This is a genomic window from Pseudomonas sp. DW-iso17 (assembly GCF_058725345.1).
On the sequence record NZ_JBZXEA010000011.1, the window covers coordinates 801,818 to 816,160 of the forward strand.

Genomic DNA, 14,343 nt, shown 5'->3' on the forward strand with positions numbered 1-14,343 from the left:
AGTGTTAACCGCGCAAGCTGTAGCGCCGCGCGGTGAGTGAGTCGGTACGATTATAGAGTGCTGAACAGCGGAAAAATCCCCATCAGCAGTGCGGCGAACATTATGCACAGGCACACCAGCACTGCCCACTTGAGCGTGAAGCGCTGGTGATCGCCGAATTCGATACCCGCCAGGGCAACCAGCAAGTACGTCGAGGGTACCAGTGGGCTGAGCAAATGCACGGGCTGCCCGACGATCGACGCCCGCGCCATTTCCACCGCGGTGATGCCGTAATGGCTGGCAGCTTCGGCCAGTACCGGCAGTACGCCGTAGTAGAACGCATCGTTGGACATGAAGAAGGTGAACGGCATGCTCACCAGCGCGGTGATCACCGCCAGGTAAGGGCCCATGGCTTCGGGGATGACCGCCAACAGGCTCTTGGACATGGCATCGACCATGCCGGTGCCCGACAGGATGCCCGTGAAGATACCGGCGGCGAAGATCAAGCCCACCACCGCCAATACGCTACCGGCGTGAGCCGCGACGCGGTCTTTCTGCTGCTGCAGGCACGGGTAGTTGACGATCATGGCGATACTGAACGCCACCATGAACAGCACCGGCAGCGGCAACAGGCCGGCAATCAGGGTGCACATCAACGCCAGGGTCAGGGCGCCGTTGAACCAGATCAATTTCGGCCGGCGGGCGTCGGGGAATTGCGACACGCTGATTTCGCTGTGGTCGATCTCGTCGCCCTGCAGGTGCAATTCACCCAGGCGCGCACGTTCGCGCTTGCCGTACATGTAGGCAATCACCAGGATCGCCACCACACCGGCGGCCATGGCCGGAATCATCGGTACGAAGATGTCCGACGGGTCTACATGCAGCGCACTGGCGGCGCGCGCCGTCGGGCCGCCCCAGGGGGTCATGTTCATCACGCCACCGGCGAGAATGATCAGGCCGGCCATGATCCTTGGGCTCATGCCGATGCGCTGGTACAGCGGCAGCATGGCCGCGACGCAGATCATGTAGGTGGTGGCACCGTCACCGTCCAGGGACACCACCAGGGCCAGCACGGCGGTGCCGACCGACACCTTGAGCGGGTCGCCCTTGACCATCTTGAGGATCTTGCGCACGGCCGGGTCGAACAGGCCGGAGTCGATCATCAAGGCAAAATAGAGGATGGCGAACATCAGCATCACGCCGGTCGGCGCAAGCTTGGTGATGCCTTCGAGCATCATCGGGCCGATCTTCGGTGCGAAACCGCCGAACAGCGCGAACAGGATCGGCACGATGATCAAGGCGATCAGCGCGGACAGGCGCTTGGTCATGATCAGGAACATGAACGTGATGACCATGGCAAAGCCAAGGAAAGTCAGCATAGGAATACTCCAGGCGTAGCGCGGCTAGGGAATGGCGGACCGAGTGGCGGTCAGCGCAGAACGAAAGGCACGAGGCGTACGGGTGGAGTAGGAGCGAACAGGCGGGTACGAGCGGACATCGGGAATCACCATTGTTGTTGTTAACAGCCGGTCTGTTGCCGGCAGTGAGGGCGATCCTAGACGGGGAAGCTTTCAGCCAGCTTTCGCTGAGAAAACAGCTGATGAAGGGCAGGCATCATTCTTCAGGTTGGTGCAGAACAAAATGTGGGGGGCTGGCTTGCCTGCGATGGCGGTGTATCAGCCAACATCTCTTATGGCTGTGACACCGCCATCGCAGGCAAGCCAGCTCCCACATTTGGATAGTGGTCGCTGCCAGACTATCAGGGTAGTTCCAGGCCGCCGGCGGCTTTGTGCAAGGCCCGCAAATGCTCACCCACCTGCTTGAGGTTGGCTTCACACGCGGCGATCTCGGCGGCGCGGGAAGGATCGAGCAGCGCCCTCACCTCCTTATCCAGCTCGCCGGTCAACGACTGCAACTGTTTCTGGCGTTCGGCGCTTTCTGATTCAAGGCGCTTGGCTTCCGAAGGTTGCGGCAGGCCATAACCCCCGCTGTCCAGCAACTCGGCCGGGCGACTCAGGAAGCCGCTGTTGGCGAGAATTTGCTGCAGCGTGTTGTTGGCTTTCTCCATGCCGCCGTATTTCAGCTCGCGGGCATTGAGGTAGCGTTGTTTGACCTCATCCTGGGCGAGCATCAGTTGTTTGCGATAGCTGGCCTGCTCCAGCAGCAACAGCGCGGCGCTGGTGCGCAGGTCGGCCTGGCTGAACCATTGGCGACGCGCTTGCGCATCCAGGGACAACCAGTCTTCGACCTGGGTCTGCTTGATCGGCAGTTGCTTGCGCAGCACATCAAACATGGCCTGGTAACGCTCGCGGAACGAGTCGAAGTGATACCCCAGCCGCAGTGCCTCGCGCTTGTCATTCAATACGCTGGTATCGGCCAGGCCGCGGGCGCTGAGCACTTCCAGCAAACCGTTGGGGGTGATGTTGTCCAGGCCGGTCAATTGCGGGTTGGCGCTACCGCTGCGCAACAGTTTCAGGCTTTCGACCGCACAATTGTTGGAGATGAAGAAGTAGTTGCCGTCATAGCTCCAGTGCATCTGCGCCGCATGTTCGACGGTGTCGTTGATTTCCTGGCGGCTGAGCTTCAGCGGCACCGACGCCAGGCCACGCAGTTCGGTCTTGGTGTATTCATCAATGACCTGGGCCAACGGCAGTACGAACAGCCGCGACGGGTATTTACCCACCAGGCCATCCCAGCTCGACAGCTGGACGTCACCGACGAAGGCGCGGTAGGACAGCACCAGATGCCGGTCCAGGTCCAGCCGGCAATCCGGGCCACGCGGGCGGCCCGGCGCACAAATCACCAGGCGCAACATGCTATGGCCCCAACGGCTCACCAGGTTCTGGTTGGCTTCGGCCAGCAGATAGTCGATTTCATACACGCGCTCCGGATCGATCTGGCCCAGGGGCGTCTTGGCGAAATCGTTGCCCGCGTTCAGGAAGGCATAGGTACTGGCGCAGGTGTCCTGTTCAGGCGGGGCCCAGCCGAAGTGATCCTTGTAATAACGGAACAGCGCGGGGCGGCGACAGGCGTAGCTGGGGTCCAGGAGGAAATACTCCATGTTGACCGCCACGAACTCCAGCGGGCTGGTGGTTTCGTAGATGTCCGGGCTGCGTACTACCTGATGGTTGTGCTGCTCACGCTCGCCGCGCCGACCCACATACTGTGGCCAACCGGCAAGGTCCAGCAGGCGCGGGTCGTCACTGAGGGTAAAGCGGCGGTCGTTCTGGCCACGGCACTGGTCGGGCAAGCCGATCAAGCCGGTAATGTTGTTCTGACGGCTGCAGCGCTGGATCAGCGTGCGCTCGTCCTGGGACCACAGGCGCGCACGGTCATAGATGTGGGTCAGTTCATGCAGCACGGTGGCGAGCATTTCCCGGCGCACCGTACCGTGGGGGCGATTGGTTTTCTGGGTGGCGGCGCTGCCGTCAGTCAGGCTGGCGAGCAGGTTCTGGTTGAGGTCCAACTCGGACACCAGGGACGCCTGGCCGTAGGCGTTGTCAGGCATCTTGTCGGTCCAGCCGACATCAATACGTCGGTCCAATTGCTCGACAAAGCGCGGCGGCAAGGAGCGCAGCGCTTCATCCAGCAATGCCTGGCTGGCCTGCTGTTCGGCCGGGCTCAAGCCTTCGGTCTTGAGCCGCAGTTGCAGGCCGGCCTGGGCCGTACTCGCGCACAGCAGCACGGCCCCGGCCAGGAGCCAGGTTTTGAGGCGCCTCACAGAGCGAGGATAGCTTCGGCGAGGGTCTGGTCGCTGGCATCACGCGCTTCTGGCACGCGGGTGCGAAGGGTATCGAACGCGGCTTCCAGTTGGGCGCCACGGATCTCGCCATTGGTGGCGACGAAACTGGCGGCGTCATCGTGGGCTTCGCGCACGATCTTGGAGTCGCGGATGGAGGTGGTGGTGTCCGAGGTGAAATCAATGGTGCGCGCCGAGGCACGCACGACGATGTTGCTGGTGGCCTTCAAGGTTTGCGCCTGGGCGACATCGGCCAAAAACAGCAGGCCGAGGGCGGCGACGATCAGCGGGCTACGCATGGGGTGACTCCAATGACAAAGATAGAAATACAACGATGATTATTGGACGAGAATTGCTTGCGCCAGTTCAAGGTCGCTTGCATGAAGTTTTGGCTGGGTGCGGCGCAGATAGTCCAGCGCGGACTCCAGGCGTGCGCCCCGCCATTGGCCGTCAGTGGCAATGAAAGCGGCAGCATCATCCCGAGCGGCCAGGACCAACTTATTGTCGAACGGCGCAGAGGTCACTTTGCTGGTGGCATACACGCTGACAACCGTGCTCTGGGTGGACACATCCAACGCTGAAGCCATGGGTGACCAGCAGGCGCAAAACAGTACAGGAACAATCAATAAACGGTATGAAAAAGCCATGGGACTCGACAACTGAAAGCGAGCGCCAAGGCTAGCGCAACGGCCGGGCGAGAGCCAGCGCCGAGCCATCCGGGAGCGGCAGGCGCTCCCGTCTGGTTGCCGTGGGTCAGATAGCCAGGATGGCCTGTGCCAGCTGCGTATCGGTAGCGGTATTCAATTGCGGCGCTTGTTGGCGGATCTGGGCCAGGGCGCTTTCCAGTTTCACGCCACGGATGGCGCCTTCGCTGGCGACAAAGCTGGCGGCGTCGTCACGGGCCGCTTGTACGACCTTGTTGTCGCGCAGGGATGAAGTGGCATCAGACGTGGCATCGGAGGTTGCCTTCAGAGCGCCGACGATCGAGTCGGTCGTCATGATCAGGCTGCTCGCGTTGGCATTGGCAGCCAGAGTCAGCACAGCGGCAGTGCACAGCAGGCGAAGACGGGACATGGGGTAACTCCTGTAGACGAATAATAAGGTGGCGCGAAACGGCCACAATGAAACGGACTGGGACTGTCGAGCATCAGACGCACGCTCTACAGGGTTCGCCACGTGGTGAACCGATATTAGGCGTGTGCAGGGCTATTCGGAAGCCTGTAATTAAACTGTACCTGTCATATTTTATAAATTTAAAACTGTATCTGTGTGCTTGAATCGAGCCAATCCAATGGGCTATCGCAGATACAACAAAGCCCGCCTCCGGTTACCCGGGGCGGGCTTTGCTTTGACAAATCAGGGTGCTGGCAGTGGACCCGTCAGGTCAGGGCCAGCGGGCGCCACTTAGCGCCAGAACGGCTTGCTCAGCTCTTCGTAGCGTTGAGCTTCGCTGATACCGGCGTCAGCCAGCAGGCGCGAATCCAGGCGAGCCAACTGGTGGCGGCTGGAGATGCGGCGCTGCCACAACATCAGGTTGGCGAGAACGCGCAAAGGCAGGGAAGCCTGGGTGTTTACAGCTTTTTCTTCGAAGAACAGTTCGGAACTGAGTGTACGTTCCATGATGACATCCTTCCGCTTGTGGCGGGATTAGGTAGTGGTTTAACTGATGCCAATGATCCTCCTCCGAGGCAAGACTCTCTAGATACAGTTCACCTGTATTGTGAGAGGCCAGTTAACTGTTTAGCGAGGCTGTACGGTACGAAATTGGGGCAACTGTACCTGTGCGCACTTAAAAGGTGCGAAATAGGCATTTTTGAGTTGGTGTGTGGGATATTTCGGTAGGAAATGACCAGTACAGCAGTACAGTTTTTTCCATAAGTGCGGGTGGGTTCACCGAGCTGATGAAACTGTATTTGCATCAGCCCGGATCTGTATTCATCAAGCCTTGAGCATGTGCCCGGTTTCTTCCAGGTTAATGTGCCAACTCAGTGCTTCGCGCAAGATGTGCGGCGTATGCCCACCGATGGCGCAGGCGGCATCGAAGTAAGTGTTGAGGGCATCGCGGTAGGCTGGGTGCACGCAGTTATCGATGATCACCCGAGCGCGCTCCCGTGGCGCCAGGCCCCGCAGGTCGGCAAGGCCTACTTCGGTGACGAGAATGTCCACGTCATGCTCGGTGTGGTCCACATGGCTGACCATCGGTACCACGCTGGAAATTGCGCCGCCCTTGGCAATGGACTTGGTGACGAAGATCGCCAGGTGCGCATTGCGGGCGAAATCCCCGGAGCCGCCGATGCCGTTCATCATCCGCGTGCCGCAGACGTGGGTGGAGTTGACGTTGCCGTAGATATCGAACTCCAGCGCGGTATTGATACCGATGATGCCCAGGCGCCGTACCACTTCAGGGTGGTTGGAAATTTCCTGCGGGCGCAGCACCAATTTGTCCTTGTAGTGCTCCAGGTTGCCGAACACATCGGCATTGCGTCGCTCCGACAAGGTAATCGAACTGCCGGAGGCAAAGCTCAGCTTGCCGGCGTCGATCAGGTCGAAGGTCGAATCCTGCAACACTTCCGAGTACATGGTCAGGTCTTCGAACGGCGACTCGATCAATCCGCACATCACCGCGTTGGCAATATTACCGATGCCGGCTTGCAGCGGGCCGAGCTTGTTGGTCATGCGCCCGGCATCGACTTCTTGCTTGAGGAAGTTGATCAGGTGATTGGCGATGCCTTGGGTGTCGCTGTCAGGCGGCGTTACCGTGGAGGCGGAGTCCGCCTGGTTGGTGATGACGATGGCGACGATTTTCTCGGGCGGGATCGGAATCGCGGTGCTGCCGATACGGTCGTCGACTTTCACCAGCGGGATCGGCGTGCGCGTCGGTCGGTAGGTCGGGATGTAGATGTCGTGCAGCCCTTCCAGGTTCGGGTTGTGCGCCAGGTTGATCTCGACGATCACCTGTTTGGCAAAGATCGCGAAGCTGGCCGAGTTGCCTACGGAAGTAGTGGGCACGATATGGCCCTGCTCAGTGATCGCGACGGCTTCGATCACGGCGATGTCGGGCAATTTGAGCTGATTGTTGCGCAGTTGCTCGACGGTTTCCGACAGGTGCTGGTCGATAAACATCACCTCGCCGGCATTGATCGCCTTGCGCAGAGTGCTGTCGACTTGAAAGGGCATGCGTCGTGACAGTACGCCGGCTTCGGTCAACTGCTTGTCCAGGTCATTGCCCAGGCTGGCGCCGGTCATCAGCGTGATTTTGAGTGGCGAAGTCTTGGCGCGTTCGGCCAGGGCGTGGGGGACGGCCTTGGCTTCACCGGCACGGGTGAAGCCGCTCATGCCGACGGTCATGCCGTCCTCGATCAGTGCAGCGGCGTCTGCCGCGCTCATGACCTTGTTCAACAACGAAGGCAAGCGGATACGATCACGGTACATGAATTGTTATCTCTGGCTACGGAAAGCAAGGTGGGCAGTGTAGTGATTTCAAAAAGTTTCGGCCCGCTACCATGGTCGAATGCCAGGTCGCGATTTAGAGCCTTTGGTCGGGTTTCATGTGTGTGCAAAGCGGGACGCAGAGCATCCCTGGATGCGTTCCCACGCGGAGCGGGGGAACCATAAAAAAACCCCAGCCTACGTGAGGCCAGGGTTTCAGGTATTGCGCTGGCGCAGTGTTATTCGACGGCCTTGACCATGTCTTCGATGACCTTCTTGGCATCACCGAACACCATCATGGTCTTGTCCAGGTAGAACAACTCGTTATCCAGGCCGGCGTAGCCGCTGGCCATCGAGCGCTTGTTGACGATGATGGTCTTGGCCTTGAACGCCTCGAGAATCGGCATGCCGGCGATGGGTGAGTTCGGGTCGTTCTTGGCGGCCGGGTTGACCACGTCGTTGGCGCCCAATACCAGCACCACGTCGGCCTGGCCGAACTCGGAGTTGATGTCTTCCATCTCGAACACCTGGTCGTAAGGCACTTCGGCCTCGGCCAGCAATACGTTCATGTGCCCCGGCATACGGCCCGCCACCGGGTGGATCGCGTACTTTACGGTGACGCCGTGGTGGGTCAGCTTCTCGGTCAGCTCCTTGAGCGCGTGTTGTGCCCGCGCGACCGCAAGGCCGTAGCCTGGGACGATAATCACGGTGTCGGCGTTGGTCAGCAGGAAGGTGGCGTCATCAGCGGAGCCGGACTTCACCGGGCGTGCTTCTTTGGAGCCCGCCGCAGCGCCAGCATCCGGCGCGTTGCCGAAACCGCCCAACAGCACATTAAAGAAGGAGCGGTTCATCGCCTTGCACATGATGTACGACAGGATCGCGCCGCTGGAGCCCACCAGGGAACCGGCGATGATCAGCATCGAGTTGTTCAGCGAGAAACCGATGCCCGCCGCTGCCCAGCCGGAATAGCTATTGAGCATCGACACCACCACGGGCATGTCGGCGCCGCCAATCGGGATGATGATCAGCACACCCAGCACGAAGGCCAGGGCCAGCATCAGTGCAAATGCGCTGAGATTGCCGGTGAACATGAACGCCAGGCCCAGGCCCAGGGTTGCCAGGCCGAGTACCAAGTTCAGTTTGTGTTGGCCGCCGAACTGTACCGGTGCGCCCTGGAACAGGCGGAACTTGTACTTGCCCGACAGCTTGCCGAATGCGATCACCGAGCCGGAGAAGGTGATTGCACCGATAGCGGCACCGAGGAACAGTTCCAGGCGGTTACCGGCCGGTATCGAATCGCCCAAGTGCTTGACGATGCCCAGGGACTGCGGCTCGACCACGGCGGCAATGGCGATGAACACCGCGGCCAGGCCGATCATGCTGTGCATGAACGCGACCAGCTCGGGCATCTTGGTCATTTCAACACGCTTGGCCATGATCGAGCCGGCGGTACCGCCAACCAATAGGCCAACGATGACGTAGCCGATACCGGCAGTCGCCAGTTCAGCCCCCAGCTTATAGATGAGGCCGACGGTAGTGAGTACCGCCAGCGCCATGCCGAGCATGCCGAACAGGTTGCCGCGCCGCGAAGTGGTCGGGTGCGAGAGGCCTTTAAGGGCCTGGATGAAGCAGATCGACGCGATCAGGTAGAGCGTCGTCACGAGATTCATGCTCATTACTTGGGCGCCTCTTCTTTTACTTTCGGGGCTTTCTTCTTGAACATCTCAAGCATTCTGCGGGTGACCAGGAAGCCACCGAAGACATTTACCGCCGCCAGGGCCACGGCCAGTGTGCCCATAGTCTTGCCCAACGGGGTGACGGTCAGCGCGGCAGCCAGCATGGCGCCGACGATGACAATCGCGGAAATGGCGTTGGTCACGGCCATCAGCGGCGTGTGCAATGCAGGTGTTACGTTCCAGACCACGTGATAACCGACATAAATCGCCAGCACAAAGATGATCAGGTTGTAGATACCGGGGGAGATAAGCTCTTCCATCGTCTGAATCCCTGCTTAGGCGTTTTTGCGGATGACTTGGCCGTCGCGGCACATCAGGCACGCGGCGACGATATCGTCTTCGAGGTTGATTTCAAACTGCCCTTCCTTGGTGAAGACCAGCTTCAGGAAGTCCAGCAGGTTGCGCGCATACAAGGCCGACGCATCGGCGGCGACAGCGCCCGCCAGGTTGGTCGGGCCGCAGATGATCACGCCGTTTTCCACCACGACCTGGTCGGCCACGGTCAGCGGGCAGTTGCCACCTTGGGCTGCAGCGAGGTCGATGACCACCGAGCCGGGTTTCATCTGCGCCACGGTATCGGCGCTGAGCAGGGTCGGCGCCTTGCGGCCCGGGATGAGGGCGGTGGTGATGACGATATCGGCCTGTTTGGCGCGTTCGTGCACGGCCAGGGCCTGGCGTTGCATCCAACTGCTGGGCATCGGGCGCGCGTAGCCACCGACACCGACGGCGCATTCACGCTCTTCATCGGTTTCGTACGGTACGTCGACAAACTTGGCGCCCAGGGATTCGATCTGCTCCTTAACCGCCGGGCGTACGTCGGACGCTTCGATCACCGCGCCCAGGCGCTTGGCCGTGGCGATGGCTTGCAGGCCCGCCACACCGGCGCCGAGGATCAGTACGCGCGCGGCTTTTACAGTGCCGGCAGCAGTCATCAGCATCGGCATGAAACGCGGGTAGTGATGAGCGGCGAGCAACACGGCCTTGTAACCGGCGATGTTGGCTTGCGAAGACAGCACATCAAGGCTTTGAGCGCGTGAAGTGCGCGGCGCGGCTTCCAGGGCGAAGGCGGTGATGTCGCGCTCGGCGAGCTTGGCGATGGTTTCGTTGCTGAACGGGTTGAGCATGCCCACCAACACGGTGCCACTTTTGATCAGCGCAAGTTCGCTGTCGCTGGGGGCAACCACTTTGAGAATCAGCTCGGCGCCAAACGCGTCGTTGGCACTGCCAATGGTGGCGCCTGCCGTTTCATAGGCACTGTCGACGATGCTGGCATTGATGCCTGCGCCGCTTTGTACAGTGACCTTATGGCCCTGGCCGATCAGCTTCTTGATGGTTTCCGGGGTGGCAGCCACCCGCGTTTCACCGGTCTGGGTTTCGAGAGGAACACCAATGTGCACGTCAAATCTCCTGCATGATCTTTTTGCTTTTGATCTTTTTGTAAAAAGGCCAGTGCACCGCGAGTGGCGCAACTGGGGCGGCCGATCAGCACGATCCCGCTGAAATGACAGCGGGGCGCGGCATTTTGCAGGCGAACTTTACGGCCATCAAGGGATTATGACGGGTGACGAAAAATTAACTACAAGTCACCCTGTGACTGATTGTCGCAACAAGCTGAAATAACCTCTTTAAATACAGGTCTTTAAAGGTGTTCAGGCGTTTTCGGTCCATTTTTCCATTGCCAGTGTGAATAGTCGTGCATTGGCCGGTAAGAGTCGCTACGAGCCATGAGATACATGCCTTTTAGCCTTATTTTGGGCTGACAAGTACAGTCTGTTTAAATGCGACATATACGTACATCTGTAGGATCTTAATTTATCTGACTACAAAGTCAGCAATTGCGCTTTGTCCTTTACTTACATGGGTTGTAGCGTCTTGACTGGTCGAGCAGCCAGTCCCTAAATGCATGCAGTGAGGCGGATTCGACCTTTTTGTCAGGAATCATCAGGTAATAAGCCTTTTCGCTGGTCAGTGCTTCGGTGCTCGCGATTACCAGTTGTTGCTCCTTCAGCTCCCGCTGTATGAGGAAGGGAGGAATCAGTGCGATGCCCATGTCATGCATGGCCGCTTGAGACAGCATCGAGAATAGCTCGTATCGAGGGCCTGTCATGTCGCGAGGGATGTTCAGTTGTTGGGCGTTGAACCATTGGCGCCAGGCATAGGGGCGTGTGGTCTGCTGCAGCAGAGGCAGCTCGGCGATCTGTTGAGGGGTGAAATGCGTGCGGTCGCCGAGTAAGCGTGGGCTGCATACCGGTACCGGGTTTTCGCCCATTAACCGGTGGGATTGCGTACCCGACCAATCGGCATCCCCGAAGTAGATCGCCGCATCGAACTCAGTATCGGCGAACAGGAAGGGGCGTGTGCGGTTCGTCAGGTTCACCGTGACTTCCGGGTGCTGATGTTGAAAGTCTTTCAGGCGTGGGATCAGCCACTGCGTGCCGAAGGTAGGTACCACCGCCAGTTCGATCACATTGGCGCCCTGCTGGCCCATCACCGACAAGGTGTCGCGCTCTACGGCGTCCAGTTGCGTTGCAACCCTGCGGCTATAAGACAGCCCCGCCTCCGTCAGCTTCACCCCACGGCGTGAGCGGCGAAACAGCTCGACACTCAAAAACTCCTCCAGGCTGGCGATCTGTCGGCAAATCGCGCCTTGGGTGATGGAAAGCTCCAAGGCTGCCTTGGTGAAGCTCTCGTGCCGGGCTGCTGCCTCAAAGCTGATGAGCGCGGTGGTACTGGGGATTTTCCTGCGCATGTACGTTGCCCTCACAGATAAAGCGCATTTCTGGGCTTTTTTAGTGTTACGAAGTGAGAAATTAGCACAAGCCTATGCAAAAACCTCGTTTGCCCTCTGCGCTGACCGCGCCTAGTCTGGTTCCACGACTTCTGATTTTTTCCGCGAGGACTTATTCATGGCTGGCAAGGCAAGCTTCAACTGGATCGATCCACTGCTGTTGGATCAACAGCTCACCGAAGAAGAGCGCATGGTGCGTGACAGCGCCGAGCAATTTGCTCAGGACAAGCTGGCTCCCCGCGTGCTCGAAGCCTTTCGCCACGAAAAGACAGACCCTGCTATTTTCCGCGAGATGGGCGAGACCGGTTTGCTGGGGGCGATGATCCCTGAGCAGTACGGTGGCAGTGGCTTGAACTATGTCAGCTACGGTTTGATTGCTCGGGAGGTGGAGCGTGTCGACTCCGGCTATCGCTCGATGATGAGTGTGCAGTCTTCCCTCGTCATGGTGCCGATCAATGAGTTTGGTACCGAGGCGCAAAAACAGAAGTACTTGCCCAAACTGGCCTCTGGTGAATGGATCGGTTGCTTCGGGCTGACCGAGCCCAACCATGGTTCCGACCCAGGTGCGATGATTACTCGTGCACGCAAAGTGGATGGCGGCTACAGCCTGACCGGCGCAAAGATGTGGATCACCAACAGTCCGATTGCGGATGTGTTTGTGGTGTGGGGCAAAGATGATGCCGGGGACATCCGTGGCTTTGTCCTGGAAAAAGGCTGGAAAGGTCTGAGCGCTCCGGCTATCCACGGCAAGGTGGGGCTGCGGGCCTCCATCACCGGTGAAATCGTGATGGATAACGTATTTGTGCCCGAAGAAAATATCTTCCCGGATGTACGGGGTTTGAAAGGGCCGTTTACCTGCCTTAATTCGGCACGGTACGGGATTTCCTGGGGGGCGCTGGGGGCTGCTGAGTTCTGCTGGCATACCGCACGCCAGTACACACTTGATCGCCAGCAGTTTGGTCGCCCACTGGCTGCCACTCAGTTGATCCAGAAGAAGCTGGCAGACATGCAGACCGAGATTACCTTGGCCCTGCAAGGTTGCCTGCGCCTGGGTCGGATGAAGGATGAGGGGACGGCGGCGGTTGAGATCACTTCGATCATGAAGCGTAACTCGTGTGGCAAGTCATTGGATATCGCGCGCATGGCCCGGGACATGCTGGGCGGCAACGGTATCTCCGACGAATTCGGAGTGGCGCGCCACTTGGTCAACCTTGAGGTGGTCAACACCTATGAAGGGACCCATGACGTGCATGCCTTGATCCTGGGGCGCGCGCAAACCGGTCTTCAAGCGTTCTATTAATAGGAGCATGGGCATGGGCGCGCTTTCGCATCTGCGAGTGCTGGATTTGTCGCGAGTACTCGCGGGCCCCTGGTCCGGGCAGATTCTTGCAGACCTTGGGGCTGAGGTGATCAAGGTCGAAAGGCCGAGCAGCGGCGATGACACGCGCGCTTGGGGGCCGCCCTTCCTTAAGGATGCGGATGGCGAAAATACCAGTGAGGCGGCGTATTACCTGTCGGCCAACCGTAATAAAGAGTCGGTGACCATCGACTTTACGCGGCCGGAAGGCCAGAAACTGGTGCGTGATCTGGCCGCCAAGTCGGACATCCTGATCGAAAACTTCAAGGTGGGCGGCCTTGCAGTGTATGGGCTGGACTATGAATCCCTCAAAGAGGTCAACCCGGAGCTGATTTACTGTTCCATCACGGGGTTTGGTCAGACGGGCCCCTATGCGATGCGTGCCGGCTACGATTTCATGATCCAGGGTCTGGGCGGGCTCATGAGCCTGACCGGGCGGCCTGAAGGGGATGAAGGCGCCGGGCCGGTAAAGGTCGGCGTAGCCTTGACCGACATCTTGACCGGGCTTTATTCGACCGTCGCGATCCTGGCTGCGCTAGCTCATCGCGATCACGATGGTGGTGGGCAGCATATCGATATGGCGTTACTGGATGTGCAGGTGGCTTGCCTGGCGAATCAGGCGATGAATTACCTGACAACCGGGGCGCCGCCCAAGCGCCTGGGGAATGCTCACCCTAATATCGTGCCTTATCAGGATTTTCCTACGGCCGATGGAGATTTCATCCTCACCGTAGGCAATGACGGGCAGTTCCGTAAATTCGCTGAAGTCGCTGGGCAACCGCAATGGGCGGATGACGTGCGTTTCGCCACCAATCGCGCACGGGTAGCTAATCGTGCGGAGCTGATTCCTTTGATTCGCCAGGCGACGGTCTTCAAGACGACCGCTGAGTGGGTGTCGCAGCTGGAGCAAGTGGGCGTGCCGTGTGGGCCCATCAATGATCTGGCGCAGGTGTTCTCCGATCCTCAGGTCCAGGCGCGGGGTTTGGCGATTGAGTTGCCTCACGCATTGGCGGGGACGGTGCCCCAGGTTGCGAGCCCGATACGCTTATCCAAGACGCCTGTGGAGTACCGGAGTGCGCCTCCTCTATTGGGGGAGCATACGCTTGAGGTGCTGCAGGGGGTTTTGGGGTTGGGAGCTGCTCATGTGGCCGCACTGAAGGAGGCGGGCGTTATTTGAACTTCCCTTCTATATAGACGCGCAGTGGATGCCGGCTGTTTTTTAACCGAAGCTAACTTATTGATAGAAAAGCAAAATTAAGAGTTGACGGCGAATTATATCTGTCTATAATTCGCCCCACTTCCGGCGCAGTCGAAA

13 protein-coding genes are annotated in these 14,343 nt (G+C 59.2%); 2 read left to right on the forward strand and 11 right to left on the reverse strand.

The window, feature by feature from the left end; genetic code table 11:
* Positions 1 to 50: 50 nt before the first annotated feature.
* From AC4PS6_RS11565 to AC4PS6_RS11615, 11 genes are all read right to left on the reverse strand, one after another.
* Positions 51 to 1,358, reverse strand: a complete 1,308-nt coding sequence (locus AC4PS6_RS11565) for a CitMHS family transporter (RefSeq protein ID WP_003187405.1) — start codon at positions 1,356 to 1,358, stop codon at positions 51 to 53.
* A 380-nt stretch (positions 1,359 to 1,738) separates the two neighbouring features.
* Entirely contained in the window at positions 1,739 to 3,700 is a 1,962-nt protein-coding gene (locus tag AC4PS6_RS11570; RefSeq protein WP_019816933.1) for a DUF7844 domain-containing protein, read from the reverse strand.
* A complete protein-coding gene (locus tag AC4PS6_RS11575; RefSeq protein ID WP_003187408.1) occupies positions 3,697 to 4,017 on the reverse strand; it encodes a DUF2388 domain-containing protein in 321 nt (106 codons plus the stop codon). Before AC4PS6_RS11575 ends, AC4PS6_RS11570 begins: the two co-directional genes overlap by 4 nt.
* Positions 4,018 to 4,056: 39 nt before the next feature.
* Positions 4,057 to 4,365 carry a DUF2388 domain-containing protein gene (locus AC4PS6_RS11580; protein ID WP_014716356.1) on the reverse strand — a complete coding sequence of 103 codons (309 nt, stop codon included), beginning with the start codon at positions 4,363 to 4,365 and terminating at the stop codon, positions 4,057 to 4,059.
* Positions 4,366 to 4,471: 106 nt separating this feature from the next.
* Positions 4,472 to 4,792: a DUF2388 domain-containing protein gene (locus tag AC4PS6_RS11585; protein WP_003187411.1), complete on the reverse strand. Its 321-nt coding sequence runs from the start codon at positions 4,790 to 4,792 to the stop codon at positions 4,472 to 4,474.
* A gap of 330 nt (positions 4,793 to 5,122) precedes the next feature.
* Entirely contained in the window at positions 5,123 to 5,338 is a 216-nt protein-coding gene (locus AC4PS6_RS11590) for a DUF1127 domain-containing protein (RefSeq protein ID WP_003187413.1), read from the reverse strand.
* Between the two features lie 318 nt (positions 5,339 to 5,656).
* Positions 5,657 to 7,150 (reverse strand): succinyl-CoA:acetate CoA-transferase ScpC, encoded by a 1,494-nt coding sequence (gene scpC / locus AC4PS6_RS11595; RefSeq protein WP_003187414.1) that lies wholly within the window; start codon positions 7,148 to 7,150, stop codon positions 5,657 to 5,659.
* 236 nt (positions 7,151 to 7,386) lie between these two features.
* The gene (locus AC4PS6_RS11600; RefSeq protein WP_014716357.1) at positions 7,387 to 8,823 is read right to left on the reverse strand and encodes an NAD(P)(+) transhydrogenase (Re/Si-specific) subunit beta; all 1,437 of its coding nucleotides are present in this window, start codon (positions 8,821 to 8,823) and stop codon (positions 7,387 to 7,389) included.
* The gene (locus AC4PS6_RS11605) at positions 8,823 to 9,143 is read right to left on the reverse strand and encodes an NAD(P) transhydrogenase subunit alpha part 2 (RefSeq protein WP_003187417.1); all 321 of its coding nucleotides are present in this window, start codon (positions 9,141 to 9,143) and stop codon (positions 8,823 to 8,825) included. The genes AC4PS6_RS11600 and AC4PS6_RS11605 overlap by 1 nt, the downstream gene beginning before the upstream one ends.
* Positions 9,144 to 9,158: 15 nt before the next feature.
* The gene (locus AC4PS6_RS11610; protein ID WP_122299462.1) at positions 9,159 to 10,280 is read right to left on the reverse strand and encodes a Re/Si-specific NAD(P)(+) transhydrogenase subunit alpha; all 1,122 of its coding nucleotides are present in this window, start codon (positions 10,278 to 10,280) and stop codon (positions 9,159 to 9,161) included.
* A 452-nt stretch (positions 10,281 to 10,732) separates the two neighbouring features.
* Positions 10,733 to 11,632: a LysR family transcriptional regulator gene (locus AC4PS6_RS11615; RefSeq protein ID WP_003187421.1), complete on the reverse strand. Its 900-nt coding sequence runs from the start codon at positions 11,630 to 11,632 to the stop codon at positions 10,733 to 10,735.
* 157 nt (positions 11,633 to 11,789) lie between these two features.
* Here AC4PS6_RS11615 and AC4PS6_RS11620 point away from each other — a divergent pair, with 157 nt between their 5' ends.
* A complete protein-coding gene (locus AC4PS6_RS11620; RefSeq protein WP_003187423.1) occupies positions 11,790 to 12,971 on the forward strand; it encodes an acyl-CoA dehydrogenase in 1,182 nt (393 codons plus the stop codon).
* A gap of 13 nt (positions 12,972 to 12,984) precedes the next feature.
* Positions 12,985 to 14,205, forward strand: a complete 1,221-nt coding sequence (locus tag AC4PS6_RS11625; protein WP_336827177.1) for a CaiB/BaiF CoA transferase family protein — start codon at positions 12,985 to 12,987, stop codon at positions 14,203 to 14,205.
* The last annotated feature ends 138 nt before the right edge of the window (positions 14,206 to 14,343 follow it).

Coding starts and splice junctions, on each gene's coding strand:
- AC4PS6_RS11565 (WP_003187405.1), bottom strand. CDS start 1,358: ATGCTGACTTTCCTTGGCTTTGCCATGGTCATCACGTTCATGTTCCTG.
- AC4PS6_RS11600 (WP_014716357.1), bottom strand. CDS start 8,823: ATGAGCATGAATCTCGTGACGACGCTCTACCTGATCGCGTCGATCTGC.
- AC4PS6_RS11580 (WP_014716356.1), bottom strand. CDS start 4,365: ATGGCTTTTTCATACCGTTTATTGATTGTTCCTGTACTGTTTTGCGCC.
- AC4PS6_RS11625 (WP_336827177.1), top strand. CDS start 12,985: ATGGGCGCGCTTTCGCATCTGCGAGTGCTGGATTTGTCGCGAGTACTC.
- AC4PS6_RS11605 (WP_003187417.1), bottom strand. CDS start 9,143: ATGGAAGAGCTTATCTCCCCCGGTATCTACAACCTGATCATCTTTGTG.
- AC4PS6_RS11590 (WP_003187413.1), bottom strand. CDS start 5,338: ATGGAACGTACACTCAGTTCCGAACTGTTCTTCGAAGAAAAAGCTGTA.
- AC4PS6_RS11575 (WP_003187408.1), bottom strand. CDS start 4,017: ATGCGTAGCCCGCTGATCGTCGCCGCCCTCGGCCTGCTGTTTTTGGCC.
- AC4PS6_RS11615 (WP_003187421.1), bottom strand. CDS start 11,632: ATGCGCAGGAAAATCCCCAGTACCACCGCGCTCATCAGCTTTGAGGCA.
- AC4PS6_RS11585 (WP_003187411.1), bottom strand. CDS start 4,792: ATGTCCCGTCTTCGCCTGCTGTGCACTGCCGCTGTGCTGACTCTGGCT.
- scpC (WP_003187414.1), bottom strand. CDS start 7,150: ATGTACCGTGATCGTATCCGCTTGCCTTCGTTGTTGAACAAGGTCATG.
- AC4PS6_RS11620 (WP_003187423.1), top strand. CDS start 11,790: ATGGCTGGCAAGGCAAGCTTCAACTGGATCGATCCACTGCTGTTGGAT.